This is a genomic window from Dehalobacter sp. MCB1 (assembly GCF_003590275.1).
Taxonomy (GTDB): Bacteria; Bacillota; Desulfitobacteriia; order Desulfitobacteriales; family Syntrophobotulaceae; genus Dehalobacter.
The window spans coordinates 62417-78365 of record NZ_LXPC01000011.1; the positions used below are offsets into that span (position 1 = coordinate 62417).

Below are 15949 nucleotides of genomic sequence, written 5' to 3' on the forward strand. Positions count from 1 at the left end.
AAGTACAAAAAATCCTTACATTATAGAAAAAATAAAACTGTTCTTAATCCAGAGACTAGTCTCTAAGATACAGACAGCGTCAACGGCCCAGATGCGGAGCGCGGCTTTTGCGCCGCGGAGGTCACAACAGCCGAAAGCGGCTATGTATTACGGAGACCTGCCCCATATTAAAGAATAAGGAGATGATTCGAATGTTGAATAAGAGCTGTATAGATTTTGTAACTGCTTTGTCCTCTAAAGAGCCTATTCCCGGAGGCGGTGGTGCTTCTGCTTATGTTGGCTCCATCGGCATGGCGTTAGGTGTCATGGTAGGAAGCCTGACCGTTGGCAAAAAGAAATATGCCGATGTCGAAGCCGATGTACTGGTACTCATGGAAAAAGGCCAAAAAATTATTGAAAAATTGCAGGCTCTGGTCAAGGAAGATGCAGATGCCTTCTACCCGCTGTCCCAGGCTTATGGACTTCCCAAGAATAACGAAGAAGAAATCAGAATTAAAGAAGAAACGCTCCAGACCGCTTTGGTTAAAGCGACGCTCGTACCGCTTGATATTGCCAGATGCTGTGCTGACGGCATCAACCTACAGGAAGAATTCGCTCAAAAAGGCACCCGCATTGCAATCAGCGACGTTGGAGTCGGCGTAACTTTTCTGAAAGCAGCGCTCGAAGGTGCAAAACTGAACGTTCTGATAAACACCCAGATCATGAAAGACCAGGATCTGAAACAGAAGATCGAAACCGAATTGAATGAACTGGTTACCACCTATACAGCTAAAGCGGACCGTATTTTTGCTGAAGTCCAGAACGCCATTACAGGAGGTAAATAAGCATGAGTCAGATCCTTAACGCCAAACCGGTCGTCCAGGCCATGAAAGAAAACCTCCAGCAGGAAGTTGCGTCTTTAAAAGCTGAAGGCATCAACCCTACTCTTGGTATTATCCGCGTTGGCAGCCGTCCGGACGACGTTTACTATGAAAACAGCATTATTAAAAACTGTGAAAACCTTGGCATTGCGACCAAGACCTATCCTTTAGACTTAAATATCAGCATGGAAGAATTCACAAGAGTCTTGACTGGAGTCAACAATGACAGTACTGTTCATGGCATCATGCTGTTCCGTCCACTTCCAAAACAGCTGGACGAAGAAGTCATCAAGCACCTGGTCTCGGCAGATAAAGACATTGACTGCATGAATCCGCTGAACCTGGCCAAAGTATTTGAAGGCGATATGAGTGGACTCCTGCCCTGCACGCCCGCAGCATGTATGGAAACCTTGAGCCATTACGGCTATAATCTTAGCGGCGCGAATGTCGTTGTCATGGGAAGAAGCCTCGTTGTGGGTAAACCGCTGGCCATGATGCTCTTAAAAGAAAATGCGACCGTAACGATGTGTCATTCCAAGACCAAAGACATGGCCGGAATTGCGAAGAAAGCAGACATCATCATCGCTGCGATGGGCAGAGCTAAAATGATCGATGACAAATACGTATCCGAAAACACTATCGTCATCGACGTTGGCATCAACGATGCCGGAGACGGCAAGATGTGCGGGGATGTCGATTATGATGCAGTCGTGGACAAAGTCAGTGCGATCACCCCTGTACCGGGCGGCGTAGGTTCGATTACCACCGCAATTTTGATGAAAAACTGTCTGCGGGCAGCCAGAAAAAATACTGATAAACCATGCTGACCCAGTAATTCAAATAGCCCATAAAAGATAAAATATTTAGAATACTTTTACTTTTAGAATACAACATACATTGTCGAAAAAAATATTGACCGTATGTAGAAATAATGTTAAACTCTAAGCGTATACTTGTATATACAATTTCATAAAGGAGTGAGCTTTATAAATGATTATTATTGGTGAAAAAATTAATGGTACGATTCCTATCGTGAAAAAAGCGATTGAAGAAAGAGATGCTGACTTTATCCGCCAACGTGCGATTGACCAGACCAATGACGGCGCCCACTACCTAGATGTCAGTGCCAGCACATCACCTGATGTTGAAGTTGAAACACTGAAATGGTTAATGGATATTGTTCAGGATGCCGTTGACACTCCGATCTGTATTGATAGCCCAAATCCGCGTGCAATTGAAGCCGTTTTTAAATATGCCAAGAGACCAGGACTTATCAATTCCGTTTCCATGGAAGGCGACAAATGTGATGTTATTTTCCCGTTGATCAAGGGAACGACCTGGGAAGTCATTGCGCTGACCTGTGATAACGACGGAATTCCCAAAGACGTTAACACCAGAGTCGGAATTGCCAAGCAAATGGTTGAGGAAGCTGCTAAATATGATATTACTCCTGACAGGATGCATGTCGACCCATTAGTTATTGCTTTGTCTACTGATAACAATTCTATGTACTCCTTTAATGAAAGCATGACAAGAATCAAAGAAATGTACCCAACAATTAAAATCACTTCCGGTTTGAGCAACATCTCCTTCGGAATGCCTTTAAGAAAAGTTGTCAATCAGAACTTTCTGGCTCTAGCTACTTTCTTTGGTATGGATTCTGCAATTATGGATCCCTGCAGCAGAGATATGATTGCGACCCTGCTCGCGACCGAAGCATTAATGGGTAAAGACAAGAACTGCAGAAAGTTCAGCACCGCTTTCAGACAAGGCAAAATTGGTCCTGTGAAATAAAGATAGCCAAAAGAAGTAAAATGTTGTGACACCAGAAAGGCGTCCCCTTTCTGGTGGTTTGCAAAACTTTTCAAAACCAGGTGAAAAAATGATTAAAAGCATATTAGTTGACGCCCATGTTCATTTGGCTTTGGATGGAATAGATTTTCAAGAGGCACGTCTGCAGCACAAAAATAACCCCAATTCAATTATAATCACCAATGTTCTTAGAAAATATAAAAAAATGGGCATTTGCGCACTGCGTGACGGAGGAGATAACTTAAATGTATCTCTTTTGGCCAGGGAACTGGCCCTTGAAGAAGGAATGATTCTCCGGACCCCTGGTTTTGCGATCTACAAGCAAGGATGCTACGGCAGCTTTTTGGGCAAACCGGTTGCCGATATGGCTGATTTCAAGAGTGTTTTTAAAAAGCTGCTTGCTTCAAAGCCTGATCATCTTAAGATACTACTGACTGGCCTTGTAGATTTTGATCAATTCGGGAAAGTTGACGGCTCACATTTCAGTTTTGATGAAATGTACTACATGATACAGACAGCAAAGGACCAAGGCCTTCCCATAATGGTCCACACTAACTCGGCAGAAGCAGTTGGTATCGCTGTGAAAGCAGGTGCAAATACAATTGAACATGGTTATTTTCTTACAGAAAATGAATTGCAACTGATGCTGGAACATGATACCATCTGGATTCCTACGTTAGCACCTTTGGGAAACCTGATTGCTACGAGAGGCAGCCGCTTTACAAACCAATTACCGAATATTGCCCGGATCTATGATACGCAGAAAGCTCTGGTCAAAAAAGCCTTTGAATTAGGCGTAAAGATCGCCGTTGGCAGCGATGCGGGTTCATACGGGGTATCCCACGATAAAGGTTTCTATGATGAAGTCGGTCACATGGTTATGACAGGAATAAGCAAACATGCCGTTTTGGAACTGGCCACTGTAAACGGAATCAGTGCTTTAAACCTTAATAATAAAGAATTGGATTATATTTCTTGAGATATCTGTCAGATTGCGGAATTATGATTTTGCTTTGGTTGCTGGGGCAATGCCACGATTGGTCTTAAAGCTACTACTGCTGATGGACTAAAAAACATTAGGAAAAACGCAATTATCATTGTATATACAATAATATACAGGTTATACAAGTATATATAAAATATGCTGTTAGGAATTAAATTATTGCTATTCACCCCCCCATTTCGTTCATTAACAGCAGATCAATATATTTCCTAAAAATTTCATACTATAATAATCTTGGATTTATGAAGTGCTTTATATATTTACTGCCAGAGATAAAACTCTTATCCTTTAAAAATGTTTGTGAATTTATTCATAAACTCCCAATTTTAAGTTGAAATAACTCTGTACACTACACTTTTTATTACTAACAATTGTAGCAGCTAAATGATTTCAAGACAGCGTATAGTTATTGAAGGAGGAAACGCAATGGACGAAAAATTACAGGATGAGAAAAAATTACTGGACGAAACAACACTGTCGGTAGATTTAGCTACTCGAGAACTTTACGCCAAAGCCCGGAATGACGGTTGCGAAACACTCTGGGACAGGAAAGCCGCTCTTAAAAACCAATGTGGTTTTGGCGAACAAGGTGTATGCTGCCGTATTTGTACCATGGGTCCTTGCCGCGTCAGCCCCATTCCAGGAAAAGGCGTTCAAAAAGGTATTTGTGGCGCCACTGCGGATGTTATTGCTTCCAGGCATTATGCCCGAATGGTAGCAGGAGGTTCATCTGCACACTCCGACCACGCCAGACATATTGCTCACGTGCTTCACATGACGAGTCCGAACGGAGATTATCAAATCCGTGATGAGAAAAAATTACTGAATGTTGCAGCTAGATGGGGCGTAAGTACCGAAGACAAAGATATTTATCAGGTTGCCCATGAAGTAGCGGAAGCCGCTCTAAATGATTTTGGCAAGCCCTTCGGTTCGATGGTTATTCCGCCGAGTGCTCCAGAACAGCGGAAAAATGTCTGGAAAGAAAATAGCATTATGCCCGATGCTCTCGATCGTGAAGTTGTTTCCATCATGCATGCAACCACTATGGGATGCACCGCAGATGCCGAAAGTATGATCAATCTTTCCATGCGGACTTCCCTAACTGACGGCTGGGGCGGTTCCTATATTGGTACCGAATTCAGCGATATTATCTTTGGAACCCCGATGCCGAGAGAAATTGAGGCAAATATGGGTGTTATTGATAAAACCATGGTTAATATCGTTCTTCATGGACATGAACCCAGTCTATCTGAAATGGTCGTTGTTGCTGCTGATGACCCTGAGCTGAAAGCACTGGCCAAGAGTGTCGGCGCAGAGGGCATTAACCTGGTCGGCGTTTGCTGCACCGGAAATGAAGTTGCCATGCGTCACGGCATTAAAATTGCCGGAAATTTTAACCAGCAGGAGCTTGCCATTGTTACCAGTGCTGTTGAAGCCATGATCGTCGATGTTCAATGTATCTTCCCTGCCCTGGCGAACTTGGCTCAATGCTACCATACCAAATTTATTACGACTTCGAAGATTGCTAAGATTAAAGATGCTATTCACATCCAATTTGATGAAGCCAATGCTTATGAATGTGCCAAAAGAATAATTAGGGAAGCAGTAGAGAACTATAAAAACAGGAAGCATGAAAAAGTCTTCATCCCAACACATAAATCTTCTGGCACGATCGGTTATAGTAACCAGGCTATAATTGGCCAGTTGGACCGTGTTGTCAATTCTTATACACATAAGCCGGGTACATTTGAACCCTTGGCGCAATGCTTAGTATCAGGTGTATTAAGAGGAGCTGCTGGCATTGTTGGATGCAACAACCCGAAGGTAAAAGGTGATCATAGTCATATTGAAATTATTAAAAAGATGCTCGCTAATGACGTTATTGTTGTTGTTACCGGCTGTGCGGCTCAGGCTGCTGCCAAAGCAGGTCTCTTAAGCAAAGATGCTGTCAAGTATTGTGGAGTAGGCTTGCAGAAAGTATGCGAGCTAGCCGATATCCCTCCTGTCTTGCATATGGGCTCCTGTGTTGACAACAGCCGTATCCTCGAGCTGGTTGGTGAAGTAGCTAAAATTCTAGGACTCGATATGAGCGAACTACCCGTTGTCGGCGCAGCTCCGGAATGGATGTCCGAAAAAGCTGTCGCCATCGGAACCTACGTGGTGAGCTCTGGAATCGATACCTTTCTGGGCGTTGTTCCTCCGGTAACCGGAAGCCCGGAAGTCACAGATATTCTGACCAACAGACTGGAAGACTGGGTAGGTGCAAAATTCTACTTTGAAACAGATCCGGCTGTAGCTGCAGAAAAAATGCTAGCCAGAATTGAAGAAAAGAGAAGCAAAGTCGAAGCGCTTAACGTTCAGAGAATGAATGTTACCGGCTATGATGATTTAACTCCTGCCGGCTTTTAAGGAACAGAAATATAAAAGATAAATAATGCGTCTGGGTGATTTAGATGAAAGTAGCAATTACAGGCAAAGGCGGCGTCGGGAAAACAACTTTCGCAGCCATCCTAAGCAGGCTGTATGCATCAGAAGGCTACCGGGTTCTGGCGGTTGATGCTGATCCTGATGCCAATTTGGCTTTAGCCCTTGGTTTTCCTGACGAGATTATTTCCAAGATCGTACCCATTGCTGAAATGAAAGACCTGATTGCAGAAAGAACAAGCACGCCGACCGATTCCTTTAGTAAAATGTTCAAATTAAATCCACAGGTAGATGATATCCCAGACAAATACTGTACCCGCTACAACGGTGTAAATCTGTTGGCGATGGGTACTGTTGAAAGCGGCGGCAGCGGCTGCGTTTGCCCGGAACATGTCCTGCTGAAAAGACTTACTTCTCATTTGGTCCTGCAAAACAAAGATGTTGTCGTTATGGATATGGAAGCCGGAATTGAGCATCTCGGTAGAGGAACAGCCCAGGGTGTAAACGCCTTTATTGTGGTTGTCGAACCAGGAGCCAGAAGCCTCCAGACGTACCATAAGATCAAGAAACTGGCTTCCGATATCGGCATACCAAAGATTTATGCCGTTGGCAACAAGATCAAGAATGATGCGGACAAAGCGTATGTCCTTGAAAATATTGATCCTGAAGCCTGCCTTGGCTTTATCTCCTACAACGTAGCTGTCGTCAATTCTGACCGGGCGAACCAGTCTCCCTTCACGAACGACAAGATTATTGAGGAAGTCAAAGCAATTAAAGTTAAGCTCGATGCTTTGATATAGAAAAGAGGTATTTTAGATGGGGAAAACAATTGCGGTAGCAGGTAAAGGCGGAACTGGGAAAACAACAATTACAGGACTTCTGATCGATTACCTTGTAAAGAATGGGCAAGGACCAGTGCTCGGTGTCGATGCTGATGCCAACGCTAACTTGAATGAAGTGCTGGGAGAAGCAATTGAAGTTACGCTTGGCGAAATCAGAGAAGAAGTTAATTTAAGAGAAACTATGCGCGATGGTTTTCCCGGAGGAATGACCAAAGCCCAGTATCTTCAGTACCAGCTGAATACCTCGATCACCGAAGGAAATGGCTATGACCTCCTCGTCATGGGAAGGTCCGAAGGCAAAGGCTGCTACTGTTTCGTCAATGGGATTTTGCGGGAACAGCTCGATAAGGTCTCTGATAAATACAGATATGTTGTGATTGACAATGAAGCCGGCATGGAACACTTAAGCCGGGGGACAGCAAGATATATTGATATCCTGATTCTGGTTAGCGATTGCTCGCGCCGCGGTGTTCAAGCCGTTGGCCGAATCAATAAGCTGGTCAGAGAACTTGGCCTGAAAGTAGCCGAACAATATTTAATTATCAATAAAGCCCCGGATGGAAAATTGAACGAGAAAATTACTGAAGAAATTCCCTTACAGGGGTTGGAACTGCTGGGGATCATCGCTCTGGACCCATTGGTATATGCGTATGATTCTCAGGGAAAAGCCTTGGTTAATTTGCCTGATGATAGTATATCGAAACGGGCAATTAAAGATATCTGCCAAATAATTGGTTTATAAGAAGAAGGAGGAGATTTAAGTGGCTTTTAAAACCTCAGTCCAAAAGTATAGTGGAAGCATTTACAATTTGGAATTAGGGACAGGGGAAAACACCATAGCGCTCGGTGGACAGAATGCGTTTCCGTTTTACAGTTTTGACGGTGATACCGGCAGTGGTGTAAAAATTGGTTTGGAAATACTCGACGTTTACCCAGAAAATTGGATTAACAGCCTTAAGGAAATCTATGGTTCAGTTGCCGAAAATGCAGTAGAATGGGCCAAATGTGTGGAAGAAAAATTTACACCTGATTTCATTTGCTTACGGTTTGAAGGCGCAGATCCGAATGGTCTGAATAAACCTGTTGAAGAATGTGCCGCTCTGGCTAAGGAAGTTGCTAATGCGGTTAAACTGCCTCTTGTTATTGCAGGGACACAAAATCATGAAAAAGACCTTAAATTATTTGAAAAAGTAGCCGGAGGACTGGAAGGTAAAAATGTGCTTCTGTTATCTGCTGTTGAAGATAACTATAAGACTGTTGCTGCAGCCGGCGTAACAGCTTATAAACATAAAGTAGCAGCCGAATCCTCGGTTGACATCAACCTGGCTAAGCAATTAAACATTCTGATCAACCAACTGGAAATCAAAAATGAAAATATTGTAATGAATGTCGGGACCGCACCTGTCGGATACGGTTTTGAGTATGTTTCTTCAACGATTGACAGAATCAGACTGGCCGCTTTGGGTCAAAATGATAAGACCTTACAGATGCCGATTATTACACCGGTTTGCTTTGATACCTGGAACGTGAAAGAAGTTGCCTCGACTGAAGAAGATTCTCCGGAATGGGGTGGTCAGGAAGAGCGTGGCATTGCCATGGAGGTTTCCACCGCAGCTGGCGTTATCGTGGCCGGTTCTGATGCTGTTGTCCTGCGTCATCCACGTTCGGCAGAGACAATCCGTTCTTTCGTGAATAGCCTGAAATAATAAATATTTAATGACGCTGATTGTAATTTTGATTCAAGGAGGAAAATGAAAATGGCAATGTCCGGATTGGATATCTATAAACTGACACCAAAAACCAACTGTAAAGAATGTGGCTTTCCTACCTGTATGGCTTTTGCAATGAAGGTAGCAGCCGGCGGTGCAGAAATAAGCAAATGCACGCATATGAGTGATGATGCGATGGCGAAACTCTCTGAGTCCACTGCTCCCCTGATGAAGGTCGTAACTTTCGGCAAGGGAGAAGCCGAATGTAAACTTGGCGGTGAAACTGTTCTTTTTCGCCACGAGAAAACCTTTGTGAACCGTAACAAATTTGCTGTACTATTTTCCGATGCGATGTCACAGGAGCAAATTGATGCGAAGATCGCCAATATAAAAAACGTCGATTATGTCCGGATCGGCGAAGAAATGAGAGTTGAAATTGCTGCCCTCCAGTATACCGGCAACAAAGACGCTTATCTCTCTTTAGTCAGCAAAGTGAAAGCTTCCGGTTTAAAAGTAGCCTATATGCTGATATGCGCCGATGTTTCTGTGCTGAAAGATGCTTTAGAACTGGTTAAAGATGAACTCCCAATTGTATTTGGCGCTGACAGCAAAAACTATCAGGAAATGGTTGATTTGGTCAAAGATCTCAAACTGCCTCTCGGCTTAAAAGCACCCTCACTTACTGAATTATATGATCTAATTGAAGCTGTCCAAAAACTTGATTACAAAGAATTGTTACTGGATGCCGGCAGCTCTTCCGCACGTGAAACTTTTACTAACGTTGTGCAGATCCGCAGAACAGCTTTAAAAGAACAGGATAGAACCTTTGGCTATCCTTCTGTCGTCTTTGTCAACGAGCTGGCCAAAGGCAATAAATTTTTAGAAGTTGCTCTGGCCTCCCTATTCACCATGAAGTACGGTTCCATTATTGTTATGGACGATATGGATTACGCCCGCGCTCTCCCTCTCTTTGGTTTAAGACAGAATATCTTTACTGACCCGCAGAAACCGATGAGAGTTGAACCGAAATTCTATCCAATCAATAATCCTGGCGATAACTCCCCTGTTTTGATTACGGTTGACTTTGCCCTGACTTACTTTGTTGTTTCCGGTGAAGTGGAAAGATCCAAAGTGCAAGTCTGGATGGGAATCCCTGATGCCGGCGGTTACTCCGTACTGACAGCATGGGCTGCAGGCAAATTCAGCGGCTCGGTTATTGCCAAATTTATTAAAGAATCCGATATCGAGAGCAAAACCAAGTGCAGAAAGCTTATTATTCCTGGAAAGGTTGCCGTTCTGAAAAGTGACATTCAGGATAGTCTTCCCGACTGGGAAGTCATTATAGGTCCTGATGAAGCCATGCATCTTCCTAAATTCTTAAGAACAATGGAAGGCATTAACTAACCTGAAAAAGGTACGAATTAACCTAATGTCCCGTTTTTAATAAAAAAATTTGGAGGTGCTCCTAACATGGATAGATTTTTAGTCATTGGTGAAAGAATCCACTGTATTTCTCCGGTTATTCGACAAGCCATCGCTGACCGCAACCCTGCTCCCATTCTTCAAAGAGCCAAAGAGCAGCTTGACGCTGGCGCCGTATATCTTGACCTGAATATCGGCCCTGCCGAAAGAGATGGCGAAGAAGTTATGGCCTGGGCTGTACAGCTTTTGCAAAATGAATTTGACAATGTTCCGATTTGTTTGGATACAGCCAATAAAAAAGCAATTGAGGCCGGTATCAAAGTCTACAACCGTTCCAAAGGCAAACCGATTATTAATTCTGCCGATGCCGGTCCGAGACTGGGGCTCTTAGAAGTTGCCGCCGCCAACGATGCCATGGCCATTGCCCTGTGTGCCAAAGAAGGTATTCCTGCAGACGTTGAAGAGCGCATCACCTACTGCACCGAAATGCTGGAAAAAGCAATGATGCTTGGTATCGACCCGATGGATCTCTTATTCGACCCACTCTTCCTGGTGATCAAAGGAATGCAGGAAAAAGCATCGGAAGTTCTGGAGACCATCCGTCAGATTACGGAAATGGGCCTCAAAACCAATGCCGGATTAAGTAACGTATCCAATGGTGCGCCAAAACATGTCCGTCCAATTATTGATGCCACCTATTGTGCAATGGCAATGCAGTGCGGTCTAACCGCAGCCATTGTAAACCCTTGCGACCAGAGGTTGATGGAGACAATCAAAACCTGTGATATGATTAAGGGCAATATGTTATATGCTGATTCCTACCTGGAGCTATAAATCGTAGTAGCACCGTCATACAACTGCCTGGGGAAATTCTACGGAAAGGGGAATACACATGAATTTATATAGCACCGTATTTGCAGGAGCAAAACAAGCTCTCGATACTGCTGCCGAATATGTTGTAAAAGCAATCTCCTTAAAAGGGAAAGAGCATAAGGTTGCTTTTCCTGATACTGCTTACTCCCTGTCCCTTATTTATGCCATTACCGGCAAAAAAATAGGCACCTTGGGAGAACTTGAAGGCGCTTTAGATCTTGTCAGAAGCCTGATCGTGGAAAAAGAACAACTCAGAGAAGCTGAAAATGCCGGTATGGCTGCTGCTGTTTGTTCGGAAATTATTGAAGCATTAAAGTATGTCATGGATGAAAAGCCCTATGAAGCTCCGTGTATGGGTTTTCTCACGGATGCGATTATCCGCGGCTGGGGCGTTGGTCTCGTAACAGACGATATCCCGGGACAGGCAGTCATCATCGGCGAATTTCCGGATTCCGAATCAGCTGCCAAAGTAATTAAAGAATACCAAGCTAAAGGGCTTTTAACCTTCCTTGTCGGTAAAGTTATTGATCAGGCTATTGAAGGTGGAGTCAAAGTAGGACTTGAGTTCAGAGTCATGCCCCTGGGATATAACATGACCTCGGTGATTCATGTCGTTACGGTAACCATCCGCGCAGCTTTAATCTTCGGTGCCCTGACCCCTGGCGACTGGGAAGAATTTAAGCGCTATACGTATAAAAGATTGAAAGCCTTTGTCAATGCCGTCGGACCTTTAAGCAATTACAGGGTTGCCGCAGGTGCAGCTGCGATTAACCTCGGCTTTCCGGTTGTAACTGATCAGGATGTTGCCGAAGTTCCGATGAAGCTTATCACCCAAAAAGACTACAACAAAATGGCTGCAACTTCACTTGAAATCAGAGGTATTAAAATTAAGATTACTGAAATTCCGATTCCCGTTGCTTTTGCCGCTGCTTTCGAAGGTGAAAGAATCAGAAAAGATGTCATGTTTGTTGAATTCGGAGGTAATAAAACAGAGTCCTGGGAGCTTGTTGCGCAAAGAGAAGCCAGTGAAATTGAAGACCATAAGATTGGGATTATTGGTGACGATATCGACACCGTGCAACAGGTAGCAGGAAGAATGCCGCTAGCCGTCCTGGTCGAAGTATCCGGAAAGAACATGCATTCAGATTTTGAGCCGGTTCTGGAAAGAAGAATCCACTATTTTATGAACTATATTGAAGGTATCATGCACGTCGGGCAGAGGGATACCACCTGGGTTCGCATCAGCAAAGATGCTTACGAAAAAGGCTTCAGGCTTCGTCACTTTGGTGAAGTGCTGTATGCCAAGATGCTGGATGAGTTTGGTGCAGTCGTCGACAAATGTCAGGTTACAATTATCACTGATGCTGCCAAAGTCAAAGAAGTGAAGGCCCAGCAGGTGATTTCCAAGTATGCAGCAAGAGACGAACGAATTGCCAGTCTGACCGATGAAAGTGTCGATACTTTTTATACCTGTATTCTATGCCAGTCCTTTGCGCCTTCCCATGTCTGTATTGTGACACCGGAAAGGCTGGGACTATGCGGTGCCGTAAGCTGGCTTGATTCCAAAGCCACTTTTGAACTCGACCCAACCGGTCCTTGTCAGCCAATAAACAAAGGTCCTGTTGATGATCCCGTCAAAGGTATCTGGCCGGAAGTCAATAAAACCGTGAAACAGTACTCGCAAGGGGCTTTGAGCCGCATCACCCTCTACAGCTTATTGGAAGACCCGATGACCTCCTGTGGCTGCTTCGAATGTATCGCAGGCATTATGCCGGAAGCCAATGGGATTGTCATCGTAAACAGAGAGTTCTCCGGCGTATCTCCGGTAGGCATGACATTCGGCGAACTGGCTTCCATGACAGGCGGCGGCGTTCAAACTCCTGGATTTATGGGACATGGCAGACAGTTTATCTCCTCCAAGAAGTTCATCTCAGCTGAAGGCGGTCCCGGACGTATTGTCTGGATGCCGAAGGAACTCAAAGATTTTGTTGCTGACAAACTAAATGCAACTGCCAAAGAAATGTATGGAATTGACAACTTTGTCGACATGATCTGCGATGAAACCATTGCTTCAGAGTCCGAAGCCGTATTGGAGTATCTAAGTGAAAAAGGTCACCCTGCACTAACAATGGATCCGCTGATGTAGTGTTATGCAATACTGTCATAGGACTGTCCTTTAAAGGGGTGTGGAGCAACATGTTTAAAGTAAAATTTATTCCTGAAAACACCGTTGTGATCGCCAAATTAGATGAGACACTGTTTGATGCGGCCCACAAAGCCGGTATCTTCCTTGATGCACCTTGCAATGGACTGGGATCATGCGGCAAATGCAAGCTAAAGGTTCTCAAAGGCAGTGTAAATTTTCGTAAAAACCATCATATTACGGAATCCGAATTAGCACAGGGTTTTGTTTTAGCCTGTAATTCCAAGATCAACGGTGATATCACTATTGAGGTACCGGCTATCCCGACATCTATCTTTAGCGAGATGAAAATTGAAGATTTGGCTGGAACAAAAGATCAACAGATTATTGACAGGGTTATTAACTTGGCTACCAATAATCATATCCTGTTTAACTCCGCTGTGCAAAAGACCTATATGAAATTAGACCTGCCAAGCCTTGATGACTGCATTTCCGACTGGGACAGAATTAAAAGACATTTGCTTAAAAACAGCGCTTACCGCGAAGTGATTTGCCAACTACCAATCTTTAAAAAAATACCTCATGTTTTAAGAGAAAATGATTTTCACGTGACCGTAACGTATTTTGCAGAAAACAGCGAGAGAATCAGAGTTATCAATATTGAACCCGGAGATACTTCCGAGAGACTCTATGGAGCAGCTATAGATGTAGGAACTACATCTGTAGCTGCCTTCCTGGTCGATCTTTGTAACGGAAAGATTATTGCTAAAGCCTCTGCCGGAAATATTCAGATCAAATATGGTGCTGATGTGATTAGCAGAATTATCCACGCAACTAAGAAAAATGGCTTGCAGGAATTAACCGATGCTATTATCAAAGAAACAATTAATCCTTTGCTTAAGCAAATGCGACAGGAAATAGGCGTTTCCAAAGACGAAATCAGCGTGATGGTCGCCTCCGGAAATACAACTATGATGCACCTCATGCTCGGGGTTTATCCGGATTATTTGCGGAAGGATCCCTATATTCCCGCTTTCCTTGATTCTGAATACCTTAAAGCTGCCGACCTCGGGCTAGAGGCCTATGCTGAAAGCCTTATATATATATTGCCTTCGGTTTCAAGCTATGTCGGTGGAGATATTACTGCCGGCGTACTTGCCTCCGGCCTGTGGTCGGAAGATCAAAATATCCTTTTTATGGACTTGGGTACAAATGGCGAAATTGTTTTCGGCAATAAAGACTTCTTGCTTACTTGTGCCTGTTCAGCCGGGCCTGCGTTTGAAGGGGGAGAGATAAGTTCGGGAATGCGTGCGGTGCCAGGTGTAATTGAAAATGTGAGAATTGACAGGAAAACTTTTGAGCCTGCGATAGATACCATAGACAATCAATTGCCACTCGGCTTATGTGGCTCAGGAATCATCGATGCCATAGCTGAAATGTTTAGGGCAGGGATCATTGATAGCCGGGGCCGTCTGAACCGCAATCTGAAAACCCGTCGTATTCGTTTTGATGAATATGGAATCGGTGAATTTGTGTTGGCTTTTAGAGGAGAATATTATATCCCCAAAGATATCACGATTACGGAAATTGATCTGGAAAACTTTATCCGGGCCAAAGGCGCTGTCTACTCTGCCGTGGCAGTATTATTAAAAAGTATGGGTATGGATTATTCCGCAATAGACAAAATATATATTGCCGGCGGAATCGGCACGAATATCAATATAAACAACTCGATTACGATCGGGCTTTTCCCAGACCTTCCGGTTGAAAAGTTTGAATATCTTGGCAATAGTTCTTTGATGGGCAGCTATTTAACCCTGCGAAGTACTGACGCCAGAAAAAAAGCCGAGGATATTGCCTCTCATATGACTTACTTGGAACTCAGTACCGACAGCTCCTACATGGGAGAATTTATATCCGCCTGTTTCCTTCCCCACACTGAAATAGAAAGATTTCCAACCGTTAAGGAACAAGGTAAAATCGTCTAAATGAAATTAAACTATAAAAATAACTGTTAAGAAAGGTGATATCATATGTGTGAATCGAATGCTTATGTTCTAACTCCTGACGGAGAAAAAATGCTTATGGAAAATGTTGCGAACATGAAGATTGACTCCGGGAAAATCTTTTTAACAAGTTTATTGGGAGATGAAAAAACGATTAACGGTATAATTCAGGAAATTAAACTTTTAGAACATAAAATCCTGATTAGCGAAAAGGCGTAAAGGAATAAACCGTGTCCGATACACCGATGCATTATGAATTTATCCGCGCGAAACTTAAGGATTGTGACCCTGTGGAAATATCCCGGAAATCGGGAGCAGTTTATGACAGGCAAAAGCAAGAGTTTCGTGTTCTTCTAATGGGCAGAAATTATTTTGTCTCCTACCCCTCAGGGGAAATCTGCGATTTCAACCACTCCGAAATTTCCAACTTTCCGGTCAAGACATTAATCCTGCGTTATCTGGTGCATGCCCAGGGCGCACCGCCTACAGAAAAGGATATCACGTATCGGGAAGTATCCGGCGGCCAGGTCTACTACCGTAATTTCTACGGCCGGTGTATTATGAGGCTTGTCAGGATGTTCAGCAAGGATTTCCCAGCTCTGGAGTACGCCATGGCAAAGCTGAACGCATTGAAAACAACGCATGGAGACCTCAGTTACCGTTTTCAGTTTATGAACAACATTTATGTTACCTTTATTCTCTGGAATGGCGACGAAGAGTTCCCCACAAGCGCCAATATTCTTTTCGATGCCAATACACCGGATTACTTCAACGCCGAAGACCATACTGTTGTATGCGATATTGCCCTAAGCTTTTTGAAGGAACTCTCGAAGTAAATCGACAAGAAGACGCTTC

General features: G+C 43.8%; 14 protein-coding genes. All 14 read left to right on the top strand.

The genetic code is table 11. The features are described from left to right. Positions 1–191: 191 nt before the first annotated feature. The 14 genes from A7K50_RS07230 to A7K50_RS07295 all read left to right on the top strand — a co-directional run bounded on the left by A7K50_RS07230 (position 192) and on the right by A7K50_RS07295 (position 15930). Positions 192–824, top strand: coding sequence for a cyclodeaminase/cyclohydrolase family protein (locus A7K50_RS07230; protein ID WP_119775243.1), 633 nt, complete (start codon positions 192–194; stop codon positions 822–824). A gap of 2 nt (positions 825–826) precedes the next feature. Then, positions 827–1687, top strand: a complete 861-nt coding sequence (locus A7K50_RS07235; RefSeq protein WP_119775244.1) for a bifunctional 5,10-methylenetetrahydrofolate dehydrogenase/5,10-methenyltetrahydrofolate cyclohydrolase — start codon at positions 827–829, stop codon at positions 1685–1687. 163 nt (positions 1688–1850) lie between these two features. Further along, the gene (locus tag A7K50_RS07240) at positions 1851–2654 is read left to right on the top strand and encodes a methyltetrahydrofolate cobalamin methyltransferase (RefSeq protein ID WP_119775246.1); all 804 of its coding nucleotides are present in this window, start codon (positions 1851–1853) and stop codon (positions 2652–2654) included. An 88-nt stretch (positions 2655–2742) separates the two neighbouring features. After that, entirely contained in the window at positions 2743–3651 is a 909-nt protein-coding gene (locus A7K50_RS07245) for an amidohydrolase family protein (protein ID WP_119775248.1), read from the top strand. 450 nt (positions 3652–4101) lie between these two features. Beyond that, on the top strand, positions 4102–6084 hold the full coding sequence (gene cooS / locus A7K50_RS07250) for an anaerobic carbon-monoxide dehydrogenase catalytic subunit (protein ID WP_119775249.1): 1983 nt from the start codon (positions 4102–4104) through the stop codon (positions 6082–6084). A gap of 44 nt (positions 6085–6128) precedes the next feature. Next, positions 6129–6899, top strand: a complete 771-nt coding sequence (locus A7K50_RS07255) for a carbon monoxide dehydrogenase accessory protein CooC (RefSeq protein ID WP_119775251.1) — start codon at positions 6129–6131, stop codon at positions 6897–6899. A 16-nt stretch (positions 6900–6915) separates the two neighbouring features. After that, entirely contained in the window at positions 6916–7683 is a 768-nt protein-coding gene (locus A7K50_RS07260; RefSeq protein WP_119775252.1) for an AAA family ATPase, read from the top strand. A gap of 19 nt (positions 7684–7702) precedes the next feature. Next, entirely contained in the window at positions 7703–8647 is a 945-nt protein-coding gene (acsD, locus tag A7K50_RS07265; RefSeq protein ID WP_119775254.1) for an acetyl-CoA decarbonylase/synthase complex subunit delta, read from the top strand. Positions 8648–8698: 51 nt separating this feature from the next. After that, positions 8699–10054, top strand: a complete 1356-nt coding sequence (gene acsC / locus A7K50_RS07270) for an acetyl-CoA decarbonylase/synthase complex subunit gamma (protein ID WP_119775255.1) — start codon at positions 8699–8701, stop codon at positions 10052–10054. A gap of 66 nt (positions 10055–10120) precedes the next feature. Next, complete coding sequence (gene acsE, locus A7K50_RS07275) at positions 10121–10906, top strand: carbon monoxide dehydrogenase/acetyl-CoA synthase methytransferase subunit (RefSeq protein WP_119775257.1); 786 nt, start codon at positions 10121–10123, stop codon at positions 10904–10906. 58 nt (positions 10907–10964) lie between these two features. Continuing rightward, the gene (gene acsB, locus A7K50_RS07280) at positions 10965–13091 is read left to right on the top strand and encodes an acetyl-CoA decarbonylase/synthase complex subunit alpha/beta (RefSeq protein WP_119775258.1); all 2127 of its coding nucleotides are present in this window, start codon (positions 10965–10967) and stop codon (positions 13089–13091) included. A gap of 50 nt (positions 13092–13141) precedes the next feature. Then, a complete protein-coding gene (gene acsV, locus A7K50_RS07285; protein ID WP_119775260.1) occupies positions 13142–15076 on the top strand; it encodes a corrinoid activation/regeneration protein AcsV in 1935 nt (644 codons plus the stop codon). Between the two features lie 45 nt (positions 15077–15121). Further along, complete coding sequence (locus A7K50_RS07290) at positions 15122–15313, top strand: CooT family nickel-binding protein (RefSeq protein WP_026156467.1); 192 nt, start codon at positions 15122–15124, stop codon at positions 15311–15313. An 11-nt stretch (positions 15314–15324) separates the two neighbouring features. After that, positions 15325–15930 (top strand): DUF3786 domain-containing protein, encoded by a 606-nt coding sequence (locus A7K50_RS07295; RefSeq protein ID WP_243103675.1) that lies wholly within the window; start codon positions 15325–15327, stop codon positions 15928–15930. The last annotated feature ends 19 nt before the right edge of the window (positions 15931–15949 follow it).

Coding starts and splice junctions, on each gene's coding strand:
- acsC (WP_119775255.1), top strand. CDS start 8,699: ATGGCAATGTCCGGATTGGATATCTATAAACTGACACCAAAAACCAAC.
- cooS (WP_119775249.1), top strand. CDS start 4,102: ATGGACGAAAAATTACAGGATGAGAAAAAATTACTGGACGAAACAACA.
- acsB (WP_119775258.1), top strand. CDS start 10,965: ATGAATTTATATAGCACCGTATTTGCAGGAGCAAAACAAGCTCTCGAT.
- acsV (WP_119775260.1), top strand. CDS start 13,142: ATGTTTAAAGTAAAATTTATTCCTGAAAACACCGTTGTGATCGCCAAA.
- A7K50_RS07260 (WP_119775252.1), top strand. CDS start 6,916: ATGGGGAAAACAATTGCGGTAGCAGGTAAAGGCGGAACTGGGAAAACA.
- A7K50_RS07245 (WP_119775248.1), top strand. CDS start 2,743: ATGATTAAAAGCATATTAGTTGACGCCCATGTTCATTTGGCTTTGGAT.
- A7K50_RS07235 (WP_119775244.1), top strand. CDS start 827: ATGAGTCAGATCCTTAACGCCAAACCGGTCGTCCAGGCCATGAAAGAA.
- A7K50_RS07230 (WP_119775243.1), top strand. CDS start 192: ATGTTGAATAAGAGCTGTATAGATTTTGTAACTGCTTTGTCCTCTAAA.
- acsE (WP_119775257.1), top strand. CDS start 10,121: ATGGATAGATTTTTAGTCATTGGTGAAAGAATCCACTGTATTTCTCCG.
- A7K50_RS07290 (WP_026156467.1), top strand. CDS start 15,122: ATGTGTGAATCGAATGCTTATGTTCTAACTCCTGACGGAGAAAAAATG.
- A7K50_RS07240 (WP_119775246.1), top strand. CDS start 1,851: ATGATTATTATTGGTGAAAAAATTAATGGTACGATTCCTATCGTGAAA.
- A7K50_RS07255 (WP_119775251.1), top strand. CDS start 6,129: ATGAAAGTAGCAATTACAGGCAAAGGCGGCGTCGGGAAAACAACTTTC.